The organism is Nostoc sp. ChiQUE02 (assembly GCF_034531305.2).
GTDB lineage: Bacteria > Cyanobacteriota > Cyanobacteriia > Cyanobacteriales > Nostocaceae > Nostoc.
Map to the genome: position 1 here is coordinate 60,503 of NZ_JAVRBN020000034.1, position 17,142 is coordinate 77,644.

The 17,142-nt window shown below is 40.8% G+C and carries 11 protein-coding genes and 2 pseudogenes; 6 read left to right on the plus strand and 7 right to left on the minus strand.

The features are described 5' to 3' along the window. Positions 1 to 71 precede the first annotated feature (71 nt). The 4 genes and pseudogenes from RM347_RS26750 to RM347_RS26765 all read right to left on the minus strand — a co-directional run bounded on the left by RM347_RS26750 (position 72) and on the right by RM347_RS26765 (position 2,028). Positions 72 to 377, minus strand: a complete 306-nt coding sequence (locus tag RM347_RS26750) for a helix-turn-helix domain-containing protein (protein ID WP_322717073.1) — start codon at positions 375 to 377, stop codon at positions 72 to 74. Then, positions 374 to 634, minus strand: a pseudogene (locus tag RM347_RS26755) (type II toxin-antitoxin system RelE/ParE family toxin); the annotation flags it as partial. The gene RM347_RS26750 and the pseudogene RM347_RS26755, both read right to left, overlap by 4 nt. A 443-nt stretch (positions 635 to 1,077) precedes the next feature. Next, on the minus strand, positions 1,078 to 1,491 hold the full coding sequence (locus RM347_RS26760) for a hypothetical protein (RefSeq protein WP_322717072.1): 414 nt from the start codon (positions 1,489 to 1,491) through the stop codon (positions 1,078 to 1,080). Positions 1,492 to 1,845: 354 nt separating this feature from the next. Then, positions 1,846 to 2,028: a hypothetical protein gene (locus RM347_RS26765; RefSeq protein WP_322717071.1), complete on the minus strand. Its 183-nt coding sequence runs from the start codon at positions 2,026 to 2,028 to the stop codon at positions 1,846 to 1,848. Between the two features lie 779 nt (positions 2,029 to 2,807). Here RM347_RS26765 and RM347_RS26770 point away from each other — a divergent pair. Next, entirely contained in the window at positions 2,808 to 4,124 is a 1,317-nt protein-coding gene (locus RM347_RS26770; protein ID WP_322717070.1) for an amino acid permease, read from the plus strand. Positions 4,125 to 4,191: 67 nt separating this feature from the next. Beyond that, positions 4,192 to 4,737, plus strand: coding sequence for an RNA 2'-phosphotransferase (locus RM347_RS26775; RefSeq protein WP_322717069.1), 546 nt, complete (start codon positions 4,192 to 4,194; stop codon positions 4,735 to 4,737). Between the two features lie 70 nt (positions 4,738 to 4,807). Here the strand turns inward: RM347_RS26775 and RM347_RS26780 are convergent. After that, positions 4,808 to 5,024: pseudogene (locus RM347_RS26780) on the minus strand (Na+ dependent nucleoside transporter N-terminal domain-containing protein); the annotation flags it as partial. Between the two features lie 394 nt (positions 5,025 to 5,418). Here RM347_RS26780 and RM347_RS26785 point away from each other — a divergent pair. Both RM347_RS26785 and RM347_RS26790 read left to right on the plus strand, forming a co-directional pair. Beyond that, complete coding sequence (locus RM347_RS26785) at positions 5,419 to 6,636, plus strand: lipid-A-disaccharide synthase-related protein (RefSeq protein WP_322717068.1); 1,218 nt, start codon at positions 5,419 to 5,421, stop codon at positions 6,634 to 6,636. A 156-nt stretch (positions 6,637 to 6,792) separates the two neighbouring features. Next, the gene (locus tag RM347_RS26790) at positions 6,793 to 8,529 is read left to right on the plus strand and encodes an ABC transporter ATP-binding protein (protein ID WP_322717067.1); all 1,737 of its coding nucleotides are present in this window, start codon (positions 6,793 to 6,795) and stop codon (positions 8,527 to 8,529) included. Between the two features lie 72 nt (positions 8,530 to 8,601). On the opposite strand, the gene RM347_RS26795 is transcribed toward RM347_RS26790, so the two are convergent. Next, the gene (locus RM347_RS26795) at positions 8,602 to 9,810 is read right to left on the minus strand and encodes a NupC/NupG family nucleoside CNT transporter (protein WP_322717110.1); all 1,209 of its coding nucleotides are present in this window, start codon (positions 9,808 to 9,810) and stop codon (positions 8,602 to 8,604) included. Between the two features lie 371 nt (positions 9,811 to 10,181). Here RM347_RS26795 and RM347_RS26800 point away from each other — a divergent pair, with 371 nt between their 5' ends. Then, complete coding sequence (locus RM347_RS26800; RefSeq protein ID WP_322717066.1) at positions 10,182 to 15,653, plus strand: trifunctional serine/threonine-protein kinase/ATP-binding protein/sensor histidine kinase; 5,472 nt, start codon at positions 10,182 to 10,184, stop codon at positions 15,651 to 15,653. Between the two features lie 49 nt (positions 15,654 to 15,702). Then, positions 15,703 to 15,966, plus strand: coding sequence for a peptidase (locus tag RM347_RS26805; RefSeq protein WP_322717065.1), 264 nt, complete (start codon positions 15,703 to 15,705; stop codon positions 15,964 to 15,966). A gap of 21 nt (positions 15,967 to 15,987) precedes the next feature. Here the strand turns inward: RM347_RS26805 and RM347_RS26810 are convergent, their stop codons facing one another. Beyond that, positions 15,988 to 16,845: a hypothetical protein gene (locus tag RM347_RS26810; RefSeq protein ID WP_322717064.1), complete on the minus strand. Its 858-nt coding sequence runs from the start codon at positions 16,843 to 16,845 to the stop codon at positions 15,988 to 15,990. Between the last annotated feature and the right edge of the window lie 297 nt (positions 16,846 to 17,142).

Below are 17,142 nucleotides of genomic sequence, written 5' to 3' on the forward strand. Positions count from 1 at the left end.
CGCACCTGCTACTTTACTACGGGCGATCGCTTTTAATGAAGGGGTTAATGTAGGCGATTACCAGTCGAATATCAATCGAACTGAGAAATCACAACTTCTTGATCGGGAAAACGCGCTATGATTGTCAGACTTCCGCCAAGAGATTTAATGTATCGAGAGAGCGTGGATATTTGAATATCATCTTGATGCTCAATTTTTGAAAGTGCCGATTGTACCACTCCCATATTTTTTGCCACATCGCTTTGTGTATGTCCAAGGGACTCTCGAAGTTCAGAAAGTGTCAACTTTAGCAATGCAAGATTTGCTTGCATCTCACTTTCCGCCTGTTGTTCAGGAGTCATTTTTTCACGAAGTTCTTTAAATGGCTTCGTCTTCATAGGAACCCTTCTGTTTTTAATTCTTCTAAATGTTCGTCATACAACGTATCCGCTTTTGGCACATTCTCCTCATACCAGCGATCGTCTCCTCCCTTGTTTCCTCCAATAAGAAGAATGGCCACTCTCCTTGGATCAAATGCATAGAGTATTCGGTACGGTTCTCCTCTGTGTTGCACCCTCAATTCTCTCATGTGGGAATGACGTGAACCGTTTATTTTTGAACTGTAGGGAAAAGGAAGCTCCGGGCGTCGCACTTCTGGCGACTAATATCATGTTCGGCAAATTACTTGTGATATGTCATTGCGAGTGCAACGAAGTGGAACGTTCGCGTAGCGTCTCGAAGAGAAGCAATCGTAAGGCTTTTGGGATTGCTTCTCTACAAGACGCTCCGCGAACACTTCGTTCGCAATGACAATTATTTAACCGGACATGATATAACTGCGTTAAATAAGCGATGTCTACGACGGGCTACGCCTACGCACTCTTAGCAACTGTGTCAAATTAGTGATGTCTGGCGACAAGAAGCAAAGCTTCTACGCATTTTTAAGTGATGGGGTTGATGTCACCATACATCGCTTTAAAAAGCAAGTGGCGTTGTGTTAGGTGCATATTTCAAGAGAATTTATCAATAAAAACATAATTTAAGCGCCTAATGCACCGGCTCATAATATGGTGCGTTAGGCTAAAGCCGTAACACACACTACGCTTTTACTTTGCCATTGCTATTCACACCAACAATCATTGACGGTGGCTCATTGCTAATAATTGGCGATTCACCTCGCAATCCCTTGCGGCGTTGGTTTTTAGGAACTCCTCCCGCCATACCATACTCTACACTGCTTTTGCCATATTTAGCCCCAATGCCCATGAGTATGTGTTCTGTCATGTCTGCCAACTGCTGCTCTGTTTCTAACATTTCACGGTATATTTTATCTAGGTTAGAAAGCGCAGTGTTGTAGATATTTTCTTTATTTCGCATTGTCTCAATTAGGCTTGAGTACGCAAATAAAGTGAGTCCATTACTCACATCTAAGTTTGGATCAATTGAACTGATACTAGCTGCACGACGTGCTGCTTTTTCTAGCACTTGGGAAGTTCTTTTTAGTCTAGCCATAAAATGTACCTTTTAATACGGTTATTTATTTGGTTATCAGTTCTCGAATTCACTGATTTAAGCTTCTTTACTTTAAAAAACTTCCGTATCGATTAACCTGAGGAAATTCCTGCAAATCTCTATTAGCTTTTATTACACTGTAAATCGCTAATAAATCAGTAAATTACGCAAAAAAGAACCCAAACCCCAGTTTGAGAACTAAATATTAGCTTTTGCGTACTAAATATACTCAAATAAGAACTCAAGCCCCAGTTTGAGAACTCAATATTAGCTTTTGTGTACTAAATATACTCAAATGAGAACTCAAACCCCAGTTTGAGAACGCAAATCGCGTTATGAGAAGTTTTCAATTTATTACCCCTCGCGGGGATGGAAAAATTGAGCGCAGTTGGCAGTGCGATCGCTCAGTTCTTCTAAAGAAAAGCTATCTCCAGCATTCTTTTCCCATTCTGCTTTCGCAATGGATGCTTGAAGTTTATCCCAACCTTTCAGGGTGAGAATGACGCCCCGCCTGCGTCTCTTAGCTTGCTGTTTCATCAATGTTACCTAAAACTGAGTAGATGCATCTCCTATAGAGGAAACTATCAATGGAAAATAGAAGAAGATAGTTGTGGAACAACAAATCAAGCTTGACAAATTAAATAAAATATGAAAAAAATCATAATTTATTCGAGCTAACTTCTTTATTTTTCCCAATCGGCATCTACAAAAAATGCCAATACCTCTCAATAACTGACTTTCAAAAAATATTATTTTGTGGAAAAATGAGCCAGTTTCAACGCTAAATCAGGTATTGATGCAATTATTGTTGATAATAAGGCAAAACTAAATATCTGTAAACGTAAATTTTATTACTGGTCAATCCGAGCCATTTTATTTTAGTAAAACTGTGGTATGGCTTTTTACCCCTCTCCAAAACTCTCCTTCCGTGCGGAAGAGGCTTTTAGAGGATGTTTTAGTTTTTCTCTGCTTGTATGAAATTAACCTGCCATTCCCTTGTAGGCAAAGCTTGCTCGGTCGGTTAGATTTCTCAGGTTTTTATGTTAGTAATTCTTTTAAAACATCTTCATAAATTACAGGAGTATTCATTTATTTAAACCACATCTGTTGTCATAGGGACAATGTTCACTACTGCGTGGTCTCTTTAATTAATAAAGTGCTATAAGTGACATTTATCTTCTGAAAGTTGTGTTGATAATGAAGTAGCGATCGCTTATTTACCAGAAAAATCTGCTTGAAAAACCAAGAAAATCAGGGTTTTTACGAATAATATTTACATATGTTAATATTGTTTGGTTTAGGTACGGGTATTCAGTATGGTTCCCATAAAGACCGTTCTAAAAAATTCAGAGCAAGTCACTCGGTTGTTTTCTCATCTCGAATTTGATGGAAAAAAACTCAATCATCAACCGGGTAGTGTTTTGGGAAGTACTGCATTGATTGCGGGAACCACTGTTGGGGCTGGAATTCTCGCCCTACCAGCCGTTACCCTACCGTCTGGTATTGTACCATCCACATCTGGACTGATTGCTGTTTGGCTCTATGCTTTAGTCTCAGGGTTATTGGTTGCAGAGGTGACCTTAAACACGATGCGAACACAAGGGCATCCGAGTATAGGTTTTTTGGGAGTTGTTGAAAAGATCCTTGGTAAGCTGGGAGCGCGAATTGCTGGCGGCGCATATTTATTTATGCACTATGCTCTTTTGGTAGCATACATCACCGAAGGTGGGGAGATTTTAGGATCTGCGGCGGCAAAAGTCTGGGGTGTGCAGATATTGCCTACGTGGATGGGCACAACGACTTTCACGCTTTTATTTGGTGGCATTATGTATCTTGGGCGAGAAAAGTTTATTGAGAAATTAAACAGCGCCTTTGTCGGAATTGTCATCGTTTCCTTCTTAGGACTATTGTTTTTGGCAGGAGGGCACATTCAGAGTGCCCAACTATTATTTCAAAACTGGAGTGCCCTTGGTAGTGCCATTTCAGTAATGTCTGTGGCGCTATTTTTCCAAAACGTTGTACCGCTAGTTGTGACGCAACTCGAAGGGGATGCCTGCAAAATTCGTCAATCCATCTTTATTGGTTCTGTAATTCCTCTAATTATGTTCTTGGCTTGGAATGCCGTAATTTTAGGAAGTGTCAGTCCCGATATGCTATACGGTACATCTAACAGTAGAACTGTTTTTGACCCACTACAAATTCTCCGAGCAGGTGGGGCGGGGGAATGGTTAGGAGTGCTAGTATCCATTTTTTCAGAGTTTGCGATCGTCACATCATTCATTGGATTTGTGTACGGATTGCTGGATTTGTTCAAAGATATTTTCTTACTTGCACAGGGCGGACTTTCTAGCCGCCTACCCCTCTATTCGCTAGTTCTTTTCCCTCCTATGACTCTCGGAACGCTCAATCCCAGCATCTTTTTTACTGCCCTAGATTACACTGGAACATTTAGCATCTCAGTTCTAGGTGGAATTATTCCGGCGTTAATGAGTTGGAAGCAACGCCAAGAACAGGAAAACTCAGATAGCACAAATCAATCGCTCGTTCCTGGTGGGAAGGTGACACTGGTTGTGATGATTGGAGTAGCATTAGCCATGATGGGAAGACAAATTCTGTCAATTTACACAAAATAAAACCATCAATAAAAATATTGTGCTACATAAAATATAATTGTAGTATAAATATGCTAACCACAATCAAATGAGTGATTCTCGCCTCGTCAAAATCAGCAAATATCTCAGCAAATATCTGCGACACACACCGGATGCAATTGGAATTAAACTTGCTCCCGGTGGTTGGGTTGCTGTTGATGACCTACTTACTGCTTGTGCTCAAAACAAGTTTCCGATTACCCGTCAGGAATTACAGATAGTAGTTGAATCCAACGAAAAACAACGCTTTTCTTTTGATTCTACAGGTTCTCTGATTCGTGCTAACCAAGGACATAGTATAAAAGTTGATTTACAATTAGAACCTGTTGTTCCCCCAGATGAGCTTTATCACGGCACGGGAAGCAAATCTGTAGAGTCAATTCTGGAAACAGGACTTTGCAAAATGTCACGGCATCATGTCCATTTATCGAAGGATATTGCAACAGCACAAACTGTTGGTGCAAGACATGGAAAAGCAGTGGTTTTTGCTGTACATACTGCGGCAATGCATCAGGCGGGTTACATTTTCTATTGTTCTGCTAATGGTGTTTGGTTAGTGGATCATGTGCCACCTGAGTATCTACAAAAAATTTGAATTTTAAGAAAAGAGAATTCAGTAATCAGGAAGATTGACTCTATAAATAGTCTCTGATGTGACTTGGAATGGCACTGACATCAGAGAATGCTAAAAATATACTGTTAATATTTCCCAAAGATTTAAACATATTTAAACCCCAAAGAGTTTTAAGAATGATCAGTGCAAATGCAAACTCCAATTCCAAACCCCAGACCAGTATTTAGCAATGCACGACGATTAACAGAGAAGGCGTAAGATATACTGATAATAATTAAAATCCCCAACGCAGAAATGGTGCGTTCCATGTTTATTGCGATACAAATTTTTTATAACTTTGTCGTCATTGAAGAGGACAAGGGAATTGGGTGACAAGGAGACAGGCATTCAATAAATCTTTCCCCTCTCCCCTTGCCCTCTTGCGATAAATACTTTAAATCCCTCGTTCAATTTATGAACTCAGGTCAAGTACCCATAGCGCTTGCACTCCTAATACTGTATTCTCTGATAAATTAGCGTCTACAAAAACAGGGATTAGCAGTAATTCCATTCCGGTTTACACCGAAAAAAGTAACTTTGTAGATTTGTCTATAAAATTACAAACTCTCAAGAGTAAAAATACTATCAGTCTCTTTGCCTACTCACGCAATGTAGGTTAAAAATCTCACCAAACAAGCATTTTAGACCTATAAAAATCCCAAGATGTCTTCTAAGCGAATCTTGTTTATCAGTAACGGCCACGGAGAGGACAACCATACCTCTTATGTTATTCAGACCCTGCGCCAATTGTGTCCTTCGATTGAGATGGCGGCAATGCCGATTGTGGGGGATGGAAAAGCTTACCGCAGCTTGGACATTCCCATAATTGGGCCCACACAAACAATGCCCTCTGGGGGATTCTTTTATATGAAGCGTCTCTATTTGCTCAAAGATTTTCAATCGGGATTGATTGGGTTAACGTGGCGACAATTACAAGCGGTGTTGCAGTATGCTCCTAACTGCGATTTGATTATGGCTACTGGGGATTTTGTCTCCCAGACATTTGCTTACTTAACAAAGCGTCCCTTCGTTTCGTTTATCTCTTGTCTTTCTGCCCTCTATGAAGGGCGATTGCGTCTCAATCCACTGTTGTGGCACGACCTTAATTCTTCCAGATGTCTGGCAGTTTTCACCAAGGATTCCCATACGGCTTATGACCTCCAACGGCAAGGTTTAACTAAAACTCAGTTAGCTGGCATTCCGGCTTTAGATTGGCTCGTCCCTACTGGCAAAGACTTGCACCTGAAACCGGACGAGAGAGCGATCGCAATCTTACCAGGATCGCGGATGCCTGAAGCCGCGCGAAATTTTTGTTTGCAGTTGCAACTAGTGGTAGAAATCGCCAAGGTGATGCCTGAGTCAGGATTACAATTTCGTGCAGCCTTGATACCGAGTTTGATGGAGCAACTAGACGACATTGCCAAAAGTCAAGGTTGGCAGCTGACTCAAGGCATACTCACTTATTCTCCTCCAGGAAATTCTGCTGACGAATCACCGATTGTGGAAGTGAGATGTTATTCAGATGCCTTCAGTGACATCCTATCTCACTCTACTCTCGTCATTGGTATGGCAGGGTTGGCAGTGGAGCAAGCTGTAGCGATCGGGAAACCTATCATCCAGATTCCTGGAGAGGGCCCTCAATTTACCTATCAATTTGCAGAAGCGCAAACGCGGCTATTGGGCATTTCTGCCCAAACCATCGGCACTAAGCCAGCAACCCCTGAGATTCTCAAGCTAGCAGCTAAACGAGTAGTTGAAACTTTACAAGATTCAGACTACCTCGCTAAGTGCAAAGAAAATGGCCCTAAGCGATTTGGCCCACCCGGCGCATCTGAGAGAATTGCCCGCTTTCTACTAAACTCTCTAGGAGAAACTGAGTAGAAATTGCGTCAGAATTCAAGAGTCGGCACGGTTGGGTTACATGGTGTGGTAGGCTAACGCCGTAATGCACCTCAATTCTGACCGGAGGCGGAGCATCTCCGGCTCCGCTCCTGAATTCTGACTCCTGACTCCTAACTCCTGAATTCTTACTTACCTATGAAAGTCCGCTCTAGTTACTGGCAACTTTTGCCTTATCTCTGGCCCCAATGGCCCCTGTTAATCCGGGGATTGGCTTGTATCTTGGGATTTGTGTTATTCACCCTAGCAGTGCCCTATTTAGCAGGTCAGGTCGCTTTTTTTCTTGGCCAGGGAAATGTAAACCGGATTGCCTACTGGCTCGGACTAGCCACTTTAGTATTTTTGGTTCGAGGGCTTTGTCAATACGGGCAGAATGTCTTTATGATCGCTGCTGCCCTGAACATGGTTTTAAACTTGCGTAAGCGGGTTTATGCTCACCTGCACAAACTTGGATTAGATTACTTTGAAACCACACAGACGGGAGACTTGACCTATCGCCTAACTGAAGATATCGATCGCGTCGGCGAGATTGTGGACAAGTTATCGCATCAGTTTCTTTCCAATTTGTTGCAGTTAATTGCGATTCCCATTTACATGCTCTACCTGAATTGGCCGCTCACTCTTGCGGGTTTGATTTTGGCTCCTTTAATGGCTTGGTTAATCGGGGAATTTGGTCAGCGATTACTCGTGCTATCTCGCCAGAGCCAAAATCAGGTTTCCAATTTGTCGGCGATGCTAACTGAAGTATTTAGCGGGATTCGTGTAGTTCAAGCTTTTGCAGCCCAAGAATATGAAGTGAAGCGATTCAATAAAGAAGCAGAAATCAATCGCCAAGCTAAGTATCGCGCTCTACAACTCAAATCCATTCAGTTTCCCGTTGTCGGTTTTTTGGAAGCAGTTAGTATTATACTGCTGTTTTTATTAGGAGGATGGCAGATTTCTCAGAATCAGCTGACAGCTCAAGGGTTTATCAGTTTCTTAGCTGCTGTGGCTATACTGATTCAGCCAATCGACATGCTGATTAGCAATTACAACGAGTACAAACAGACCGAAGCTTCTGTTGAACGCATTTTTGAACTGATGGCGAAAGAACCTAGTATCAGCGAAAAATCGAATGCTCAGGCAATGCCACGAGTTATGGGCAAGGTAGAGTATCGTCACGTTGATTTCGCCTACAATCCCAACCAGCCAGTGCTTAAGGATCTCTGCTTGAACGCTTCTCCTGGTGATGTCATTGCCTTAGTTGGTTCTTCTGGAGCCGGCAAATCGACGTTAATTAACCTTTTACTTCGTTTTTATGACCCTCAGAGAGGTCAAATTCTGGTTGACGATATTGATATCCGTGATGTCACACTTACCAGCTTGCGCCATCAAATTGGCATTGTTCCCCAAGATGTTACTCTTTTTTCGGGAACGATCGCTGAAAATATCGGTTACGGTCAGGAAAAATTAGATTTAGCAGCGATTCAGGAAGCAGCCAAGATTGCCAACGCTCACTCATTTATCACCCAGTTCTCTCAGGGTTATCATACCTGGGTGGGAGAGCGCGGAGTTAACCTATCGGGAGGACAACGCCAAAGATTAGCGATCGCCAGAGCAGTTGCCAACGATCCTCGAATTCTCATCCTGGATGAGGCCACCTCTGCCCTAGATTCTGAATCAGAAGCACTAGTTCAAGAAGCACTAGAACGAGTCATGCAAAATCGTACCGTGTTTATTATCGCCCATCGCTTGAGCAGCGTTCGTCGGGCTGACTGCATTCTCGTAATCGAACAAGGAGAGGTGGTTGAAGCTGGTACTCACACCTCCCTCCTGTCTCAGGAAGGACGGTATGCCCGTTTTTACGCTCAACAGTTCTACTCTACAGATGAGTAATAGTCTGTCAATAAATAATTGATGGATAAATTCCCTGTAGAGACGGCGATTTATCGCGTCTCTCTAACTTTTTCAAATCAACACCCCAGCAATACAAGCGGTGATAAAACCCGCTAACAATCCGCCAATCATTGACCTTACACCCATACGAGCTAAGTCATGCTGGCGATTAGGTGCTATTCCCGCAATGCCGCCAATAGTAATGCCAATTGAACCGATATTTGCAAAATTACATAATGCGTAAGTTGTAATAATTACTGCACGTTGGGAGATTTTTCCACTTTCAATTAGTGCTTTCAAATCCAAAAAAGCAATAAACTCATTCAAAATTGTTTTTGTCCCCAATAAAGCCCCAACTTGCCGACAATCAGCCCAAGGTACGCCCATCAGCCACGCTACGGGAGCCATAAAATAAGATAAAATCAGTTGTAATGAAAGTTGCTGTAAACCGACAAATCCCCCTAACCATCCCAAAAGTGCATTCAGGGCAGCCAATAATCCTAAAAAAGCGATAATCATTACCCCAACATTAACTGCAAGCTTCACGCCGTCAATTGCTCCTGTAGTAGCAGCATCAATTACATTTACATAATTGGTTTCTACATCCGCTTTTGCTTTACCAGCCGTCTCTGAAACTTCTGTTTCTGGGTAAAGTAATTTTGATACTACCAACGATGTAGGAGCAGTCATAAAAAAAGCAGCAATCAGGTGTTCTGCTGGGATGCCAAAAGAAAGATACGCTCCTAGTACTCCAGCCGCAATTGTGGCAAAACCACCTGTCATCAAGGCATGGAGTTCCGATTGCGTCATATTCGTTATATAAGGTTTAACCATCAGCGCCGACTCTGTTGGCCCCAAAAAGATGTTACCTGCACAAGATAAAGATTCAGAACCCGATGTTTTCATCGTCTTCATCATTACCCACGCCACCACGTTTACGACTCGTTGTAAAATGCCGTAGTAATACAAGACGCTGATGAAGGCAGAGAAAAAGATAATTGTGGGCAGCACTTGGAAGGCAAAGAAATGATCCTTAAAATTTTCTCCAAAGACAAATTTTGCACCAACATCAGAAAATGCTAAAAATTGACTGGCAATATCTCCCAGAGATTTAAACACATTTAAACCCCAAGGAGTTTTAAGAATCACTAGCGCAAACACAAATTCCAATCCTAAACCCCATGCCACTATTCGCCAACGCACCGCACGACGATTAACAGAAAAGGCGTAGGATATACCGATAAAAACTAAAATTCCCAACGCAGAGATGGCGCGTTCCATATTTACTCCCAGAAAGGTATTGCTAAGGCACTTAGTCACAGAGCATACACAAAATCTGCCTTTTTTTGTGGTTTTGTAGCCAATTACTAGAGTTTTGATGCTGGAAATAAGAATTTATATCATGTCCACTTGATTACTTATTAAACCCGAAGAACCCCACCCCGCCAAAGCTACGCTTCGTCTCCCCTCCCCGCTTGCGGGGAGGGGTGTAATGACTGTGGTTAGCATAACTAATTATGCGGACATGATATTAGCGATCGCGGATTCATATCTTGTTACAAAATTGTCTCCCCAAACCTTAAGCACGTTTGTATTAATGGGAACAATCAATGTAAACAGGAAAAAATTAATTTTCTAGGGAAAAGAGAACTATGGTGGCACTAACCGGTTATCAAATAAATGAGCTAATTTATTCGGGATCTAAAACCCTAGTGCATCGTGGCATTAGAGAATCAGATAAAAAACCAGTAGTGATCAAACTGTTGCGGCGTGAGTATCCCACATTTTATGAACTCGTGCGGTTCCGCAATCAGTACACCATTGCTAAAAACCTAGATATTGATGGAATTATCAAAACTTATAGTCTGGAGAACTATCAAAACAGCTATGCCTTAGTCATGGAAGATTTGGGCGGTATTTCTCTCCAAGAAGAAATAACGAGGTGGGGAGATAGGGGGATGGGGGGAACTGCTGATGGGTTGCAGGCATTTTTTCATATTGCTTTGCAAATAGTCTCCATTCTTGACGGACTGTATCACAATCGGGTGATTCACAAAGACATCAAACCCGCCAACATTTTGATTAACCCCACCACAAAAGATATAAGACTCATCGATTTTAGTATCGCCTCTTTACTTTCTAGAGAAACGCAAACTCTGACTAATCCAAATATTTTGGAAGGGACGTTAGCATACCTCTCTCCCGAACAAACTGGACGAATGAACCGAGGAATTGACTACCGCAGCGACTTTTATTCCTTGGGTGTGACTCTTTTTGAACTCCTCACCGGACAGTTACCTTTTAACACAGATGAACCGATGGAGTTGGTGTATTGTCATTTGGCAAAGCTTCCTCCACAGGTGCATAGTGTGAATCCTGAGATTCCCCCAATTCTGTCTGAAATTATCGGCAAACTGATGGCGAAAAATGCCGAAGATAGGTATCAGAGTGCATTGGGGTTGAAGTATGACTTAGAAATTTGCTGGCGTCAGTGGCAAGAAACTGGCAGCATGGATGTCTTTGAGTTAGGAGTGCGGGATATTTGCGATCGCTTCATCATCCCAGAAAAACTCTATGGTCGGCAAGCAGAAGTAGAAAGCTTACTCGCAGCATTTGATAGAGTAGCTAACCCCCCTGAATCCCCCCTTACCAAGGAGGGACTAAGGGGGGTAGAAATGATTTTGGTAGCAGGTTTCTCTGGTATTGGGAAAACTGCCGTTATTAATGAAGTCCATAAACCCATTGTGCAACAACGGGGTTATTTTATCAAAGGGAAATATGACCAATTCCAACGCAATATTCCCTTGAGAGCTTTTGTACAAGCATTTCGAGATTTGATGGGGCAATTACTTAGTGAAACCGATGCCCAACTTGAACAATGGAAAGCCACAATTCTGACAGCTTTGGGTGAGAATGCTCAAGTAATTATCGAAGTTATTCCCGAACTAGAAAAGATTATTGGAGAACAACCGCCAGTACCTGAACTTTCAGGGACTGCTGGACAAAATCGCTTCAATTTATTATTTCAGAAATTTATCCAAGTTTTCACAACCAAAGAACATCCCTTAGTGATATTCCTGGATGATTTACAATGGGCAGATTCAGCATCTTTAAAGTTGATGCAATTCCTGATGAGTGAAACGGCAATTCACTATATGTTAGTGATTGGCGCTTATCGAGACAATGAAGTTTATCCCGCGCATCCGTTAATATCGACATTAGGAGAAATTCATAAAAATAGAGAATTATTTAATACCATTACTTTAGCTCCTCTCACTCATACAGATTTAAGTTATCTGATTGCTGATGCTCTTAAATGTAACTTAAAAATTGCCCAACCTCTTACAGATTTAGTATATCAAAAAACTCAAGGTAACCCCTTATTCGCTAATCAATTCCTCAAGTTGCTGCACGAAGAGGAGTTAATTAACTATAATTTTGATATGGGTCATTGGCAATGTGACATTGCTCAGGTTAGAGCATTAGCATTTACTGATGATTTGGTAGAGTTTATGGTGCTTCAGTTACAGAAGTTACCAAAAGCAACTCAAAAAGTTTTGCAGCTTGCAGCTTGTATTGATAATCAGTTTGACTTAGCAACTCTCGCAATTGTCCATGAAAAATCTTTAGCGGAGACAGCAGCAGACTTATGGAAAGCTTTGCAAGAAGGTTTGATCATACCCACAACTGAAGTTTATAAGTTTTATCAACAGGAGCCAGGAGAATCTGTAATTGCTTCTGATTCCTGGATGCTGGATTCTGGTTCCTGTTCCTACAAATTTTTGCACGACCGCGTTCAGCAAGCTGCTTATTCTTTAATTTCTGAAGATCAAAAACAGACAGTACACCTCAAAATTGGGCGATTAATGTTGAGGAATATTTCACCTGAACAGCGTGAAGAACATCTCTTTAAATTAGTTAATCAGTTAAATTTGGGAGTTGAACTAATTAGTCAGCCAGAGGAACAAGAAGAACTGGCAAAGTTAAACCTAACTGCAAGTCATAAAGCGAGGATTTCAACTGCTTATGAAGCTGCTGTAGAGTATGCAAATTTTGGGATTAGGTTACTCACAGAAGATTGTTGGCAACATCAATATGAGTTAGCTTTGACACTGTACTCAACATCTGCCGATGCTGCCCATCTGAACGGTGATTTTGAACAGATGGAACAATCAGTAAAAGTAATATTAGAAAATGGCAAAACACTGATCGATCAAGTTAAAGCCTACGAAGTCAGAATCTTATCTCATATAGCACAAAACAGGATGTTAGAAGCTATAAAAATGGGGCTACAAGTTCTCAAATTATTAGGTATAGAACTACCCGAACAGCCAACGCCAGCAGATATTCCCCGTGGACTACAGGAGACACAATTAGCTTTAGAGGGAAAACCCATTGAAGGCTTATTAGAGTTAAAATTAATGACCGAACCAGATAAATTAGCAGCCATGAATATCCTGACAAATATAGCTGCTCCTGCTTATCTAGTTATTCCAGAACTCTATCCCTTAATATTATTTAAACAGGTTCATTTATCCCTCAAGTATGGAAATACTGCTAATTCTCTCTATGGATATTCGTGTTATGGGCTGATTCTATGTGCTTTTGTCGGAGATGTTGAATCTGGTTATAAATTCGGTCAATTAACTCTCAAATTATTAGATAAATTGAATGCTAAAGAATCCATAGCTAAGACATATACGTGTATTTATGGCTCTTTAAATTCTTGGAAAAACCATATTAGAGAAATATTTAATCCTTTGCAATTAGCCTATTCTAGCGGACTGGAAATAGGAGATTTAGAATTTGCAGGTTACTGTGCATGGATTTATTCCTTTAATTCATATTTGGCTGGAAAAGAATTATCTTCTCTAGCACAGGAAATAGCAAATTATAGTCAAGGACTCGCGCAAATTCGCCAAGAACCATCCCTACATAAAAATGAACTCTTTCGGCAGATAGTGCTTAACTTACTTTCAAAAAACCAAAACCCTTGCAGTTTAATTGGGGAAGCTTACAATGAAGAAACCATGTTGCCGCTTCATCAGCAAGGGAATGATCAAACTATAATTTGTTTCTTGCATTTTCATAAATTGGTTCTCTGCTATTTATTTGCTGAGTATACTCGTGCTATTGAAAATGCTGAATTAGCACAGAATTATTTAGAAAGTGTTATTGGTAGTATTACTGTTCCTTTATTTCATTTCTATGATTCTCTGAGCCAATTAGCTGTTTATCCTGATGCTTCTGAAGACAAGCAAGCATTCATCCTTAAACGGGTTACAGCCAATCAGGAAAAAATGCATAACTGGGCGCATCATGCGCCGATGAATCATTTACATAAGTTTCATTTAGTAGAGGCTGAACGCGATCGCATTTTGGGTGAATATATTCAAGCAATGGAAATGTACGATCGCGCCATTCAGGGAGCCAAAGAAAATGAATATATCCAAGAAGAAGCTCTCGCTCATGAACTCGCCGCCAAATTTTATTTGGGTTGGGGTAAAGAGCAAATTGCCCAAACCTATCTGACAAACGCTTACTACTGCTATGTTCGTTGGGGTGCTAAAGCCAAAGTCTATGACTTAGAAAAACGTTATCCTCAATTACTTGCACCGATTCTCCAATGGGAAAAAATTCGTTTCAATCCCACGGAAACAGCATCAAGTTTCAATAATATATCCCTGTCTACTTTTACTGCTGGTATGACAATTTCATCCAGTAGCACCAGCATTTCTGACGCTTTAGATTTAGCAAGTGTTCTCAAAGCCTCTCAAGCACTATCTAGCGAAATTCATTTAGAGAAGTTGCTCTCTACATTAATGCAAGTGGTGATGGAGAATACCGGAGCGAAAAAATGTGCTCTAATTTTACTCAAGGATAATGTTTGGGTAATAGAGGCAATTGCAACATTTCAGAAAGTGCCAACTATTCTGCAATCTATTCCCATTGAGTTTAGCCAAGATATCCCTCTAACTCTAATTAACTATGTCAAACGCACCTTAGAAACATTGGTAGTTGATGATGCAACTGTGAAAAATTCCTTCACCTCCGACTCCTACATTATCCAACAACAACCCAAGAGTTTGCTGTGTACCCCAATTCTCCATCAAGGGAAGTTAATGGGCATCCTTTACTTAGAAAATAATCTTATTGCTGGAGTATTTACACGCGATAGACTCCAAGTAATCAACCTATTGTGTTCACAAGCCGCTATCTCCTTAGAAAATGCTTCTCTCTATCAGCGATCGCAAGAGAATGCTCAACAGTTAAAACACTCTCTCACAGATTTACAGCAGATGCAACTACAACTAGTACAAAGTGAGAAAATGTCAGCATTGGGTAACTTAGTTGCAGGTGTAGCCCACGAAATAAATAATCCTGTAGGCTTCATTGCAGGTAATATCCAACCTGCTGTTAATTTTGTTGAAGATTTGTTTCGCCTCATCGACCTATATCAGCAAAAATTTCCAAATCCAGGTGTAGAAATCGAAGAAGAAATTGCAAAAATTGACCTAGAATATATCCGAGAAGATTTGCCAAAAATGATTTCTTCGATGAAATTAGGTACTGACCGCATTCGGAGTATTAGCAACAGTTTGCGAACCTTTTCGAGAGCAGATACAGAACACAAAGTTGCTTTTAATATTCATGAAGGTATCGATAGCGCAATTTTGATTCTTAAGCATCGCTTAAAAGCATCGGAACTGCATCCAGATATTAAAGTAGTAAAACAATACGGTGATATATCTTTAGTCAAATGCTTTCCTGGGCAACTAAATCAGGTATTTATGAATTTATTGGCAAATGCCATTGATGCTCTAGAGGAGTCTAATATTGGACACAATTTTCACAATATTAATAATAAAATTGAGATTAAAACTTGTTTGAGTGAAGACAAACATCATGTTTTGATTTACATTCGAGATAATGGTATGGGAATGTCTGATGATGTCAAACAAAAGATTTTTGACCATTTATTTACAACTAAATCTGTAGGTAAAGGTACAGGATTAGGATTAGCGATCGCCCGGCAAATTATTGTCGAAAAACATGGCGGCACTCTAGAGGTTAATTCAGCACAAGGAGAGGGGACAGAATTTGTGATTCAAATTCCGATTTAGAAGCACTGTAAACCTGATAATCTGAAAGTTACTTTTTCAGGAATTGTTTATGACTCGGATGTTTCGACGATATCATCGTCAGATTGCGATCGTTCTATGTTTGCCCTTGTTTTTAACTGTGCTAACTGGCATGAGTTTTACTATTGCCCATGAATGGTTGCACCAAGATGAGTTGGGTGAATTTATCCTGAGAATACACACCCTGGAAATATTACATTTGGAAAAAATTTATCCGCTTTTAAATGGTTTGGGATTAATCGGCTTATTAATTACTGGTGTAAGTATGACAGGTTTATTTCGCACACGAGCCTAATCAGTTGGTGATGTTTTGAACTCAACCCTCCTTGCGTGGGTAGCCAAAGCTGAGATGGCTACCAATGAGTGTGTAGAAGTCATTTGGTGCGTGTGCAGCGCCACCTGCACAACCCGGAACCTTGCACTTATCGCTAACAGTTTGGGCAACTTTGTAAAGCTTGGTGGTGTGTGGTGTCATATCCCATCCTTCGCCACCATAGCTGCTTGTGGTTTTTTCAATATTATGCAAAACGATCGCTTCAAGTTGCCAACCATTGATTCTGCACTCGCCCAAGCGATAAATTTTAGACAATGCTGGATCTGATAAAGCCAGACGTAACTCTCTTTCTATTTGTGTAAAGTCAGGCTTTTCTGGCTGAATTTGCAAGTAAGCAAGCAATTCTGCGGCTGATGTGCCAGTTCTAAAAAATACCGATGCATAGCCATCTCCCCCAGAAACGACTCTCCAATCAACTAAGGTGAGTTCTGATGACTGCGCCAGCGCCACAATTAGCGAGGTATCAGTTTGGTTATCTGTGCCAGTTATCCCACCATTACCACACTCAATCTCAAATTTGCGATCGCAAACACCAATAATTTGCCAGACATAGTGTGCAACAGTAACTATAGGTTCATCTTTTTGTATACCCGACATAACTTCAGCATAGTTGCTCTGGTCAACATACAAATGGTAAGAACCTGGAGAATTGTAGTCTCCACATGGCGCATTGATTAATTTGCCAACAAAGTGGCAGTGTTCAAAGCCAGACAATGGATGCTGGCGCACCAAAGTAGCAAGGCGTTCAGCATCAGACGGAGCAAAAGTGGCGCTGAAGTAGTAATGAGGCCCTTGCCCACACTCTTGGATTTCCCAGAACCAATTCTGAAATGTACTCATACAAAAGCATGATTTCCTATCAAGATAATTTTCATGGGGTATAACTGACTTGTTAAGTTATATCTTTATGTATTCTCCAATATTCAAATAGATTTTTAAATTTCACCATCTCTACAGGTTTAAAAATAAAGTGCTGATACCATTTCACTAAAAAAATGATAAAGATAGTTAAGGAAGAAATATGAGCAGAAGTTCATGGCAGGAGTCAGCAAAATAAAAATAAAAGAGTCAGCCGAGGAATTACACGATCTGCTGAGAAAACAAAAAACAGCATTAGGTAAAGAACGGATACATGCG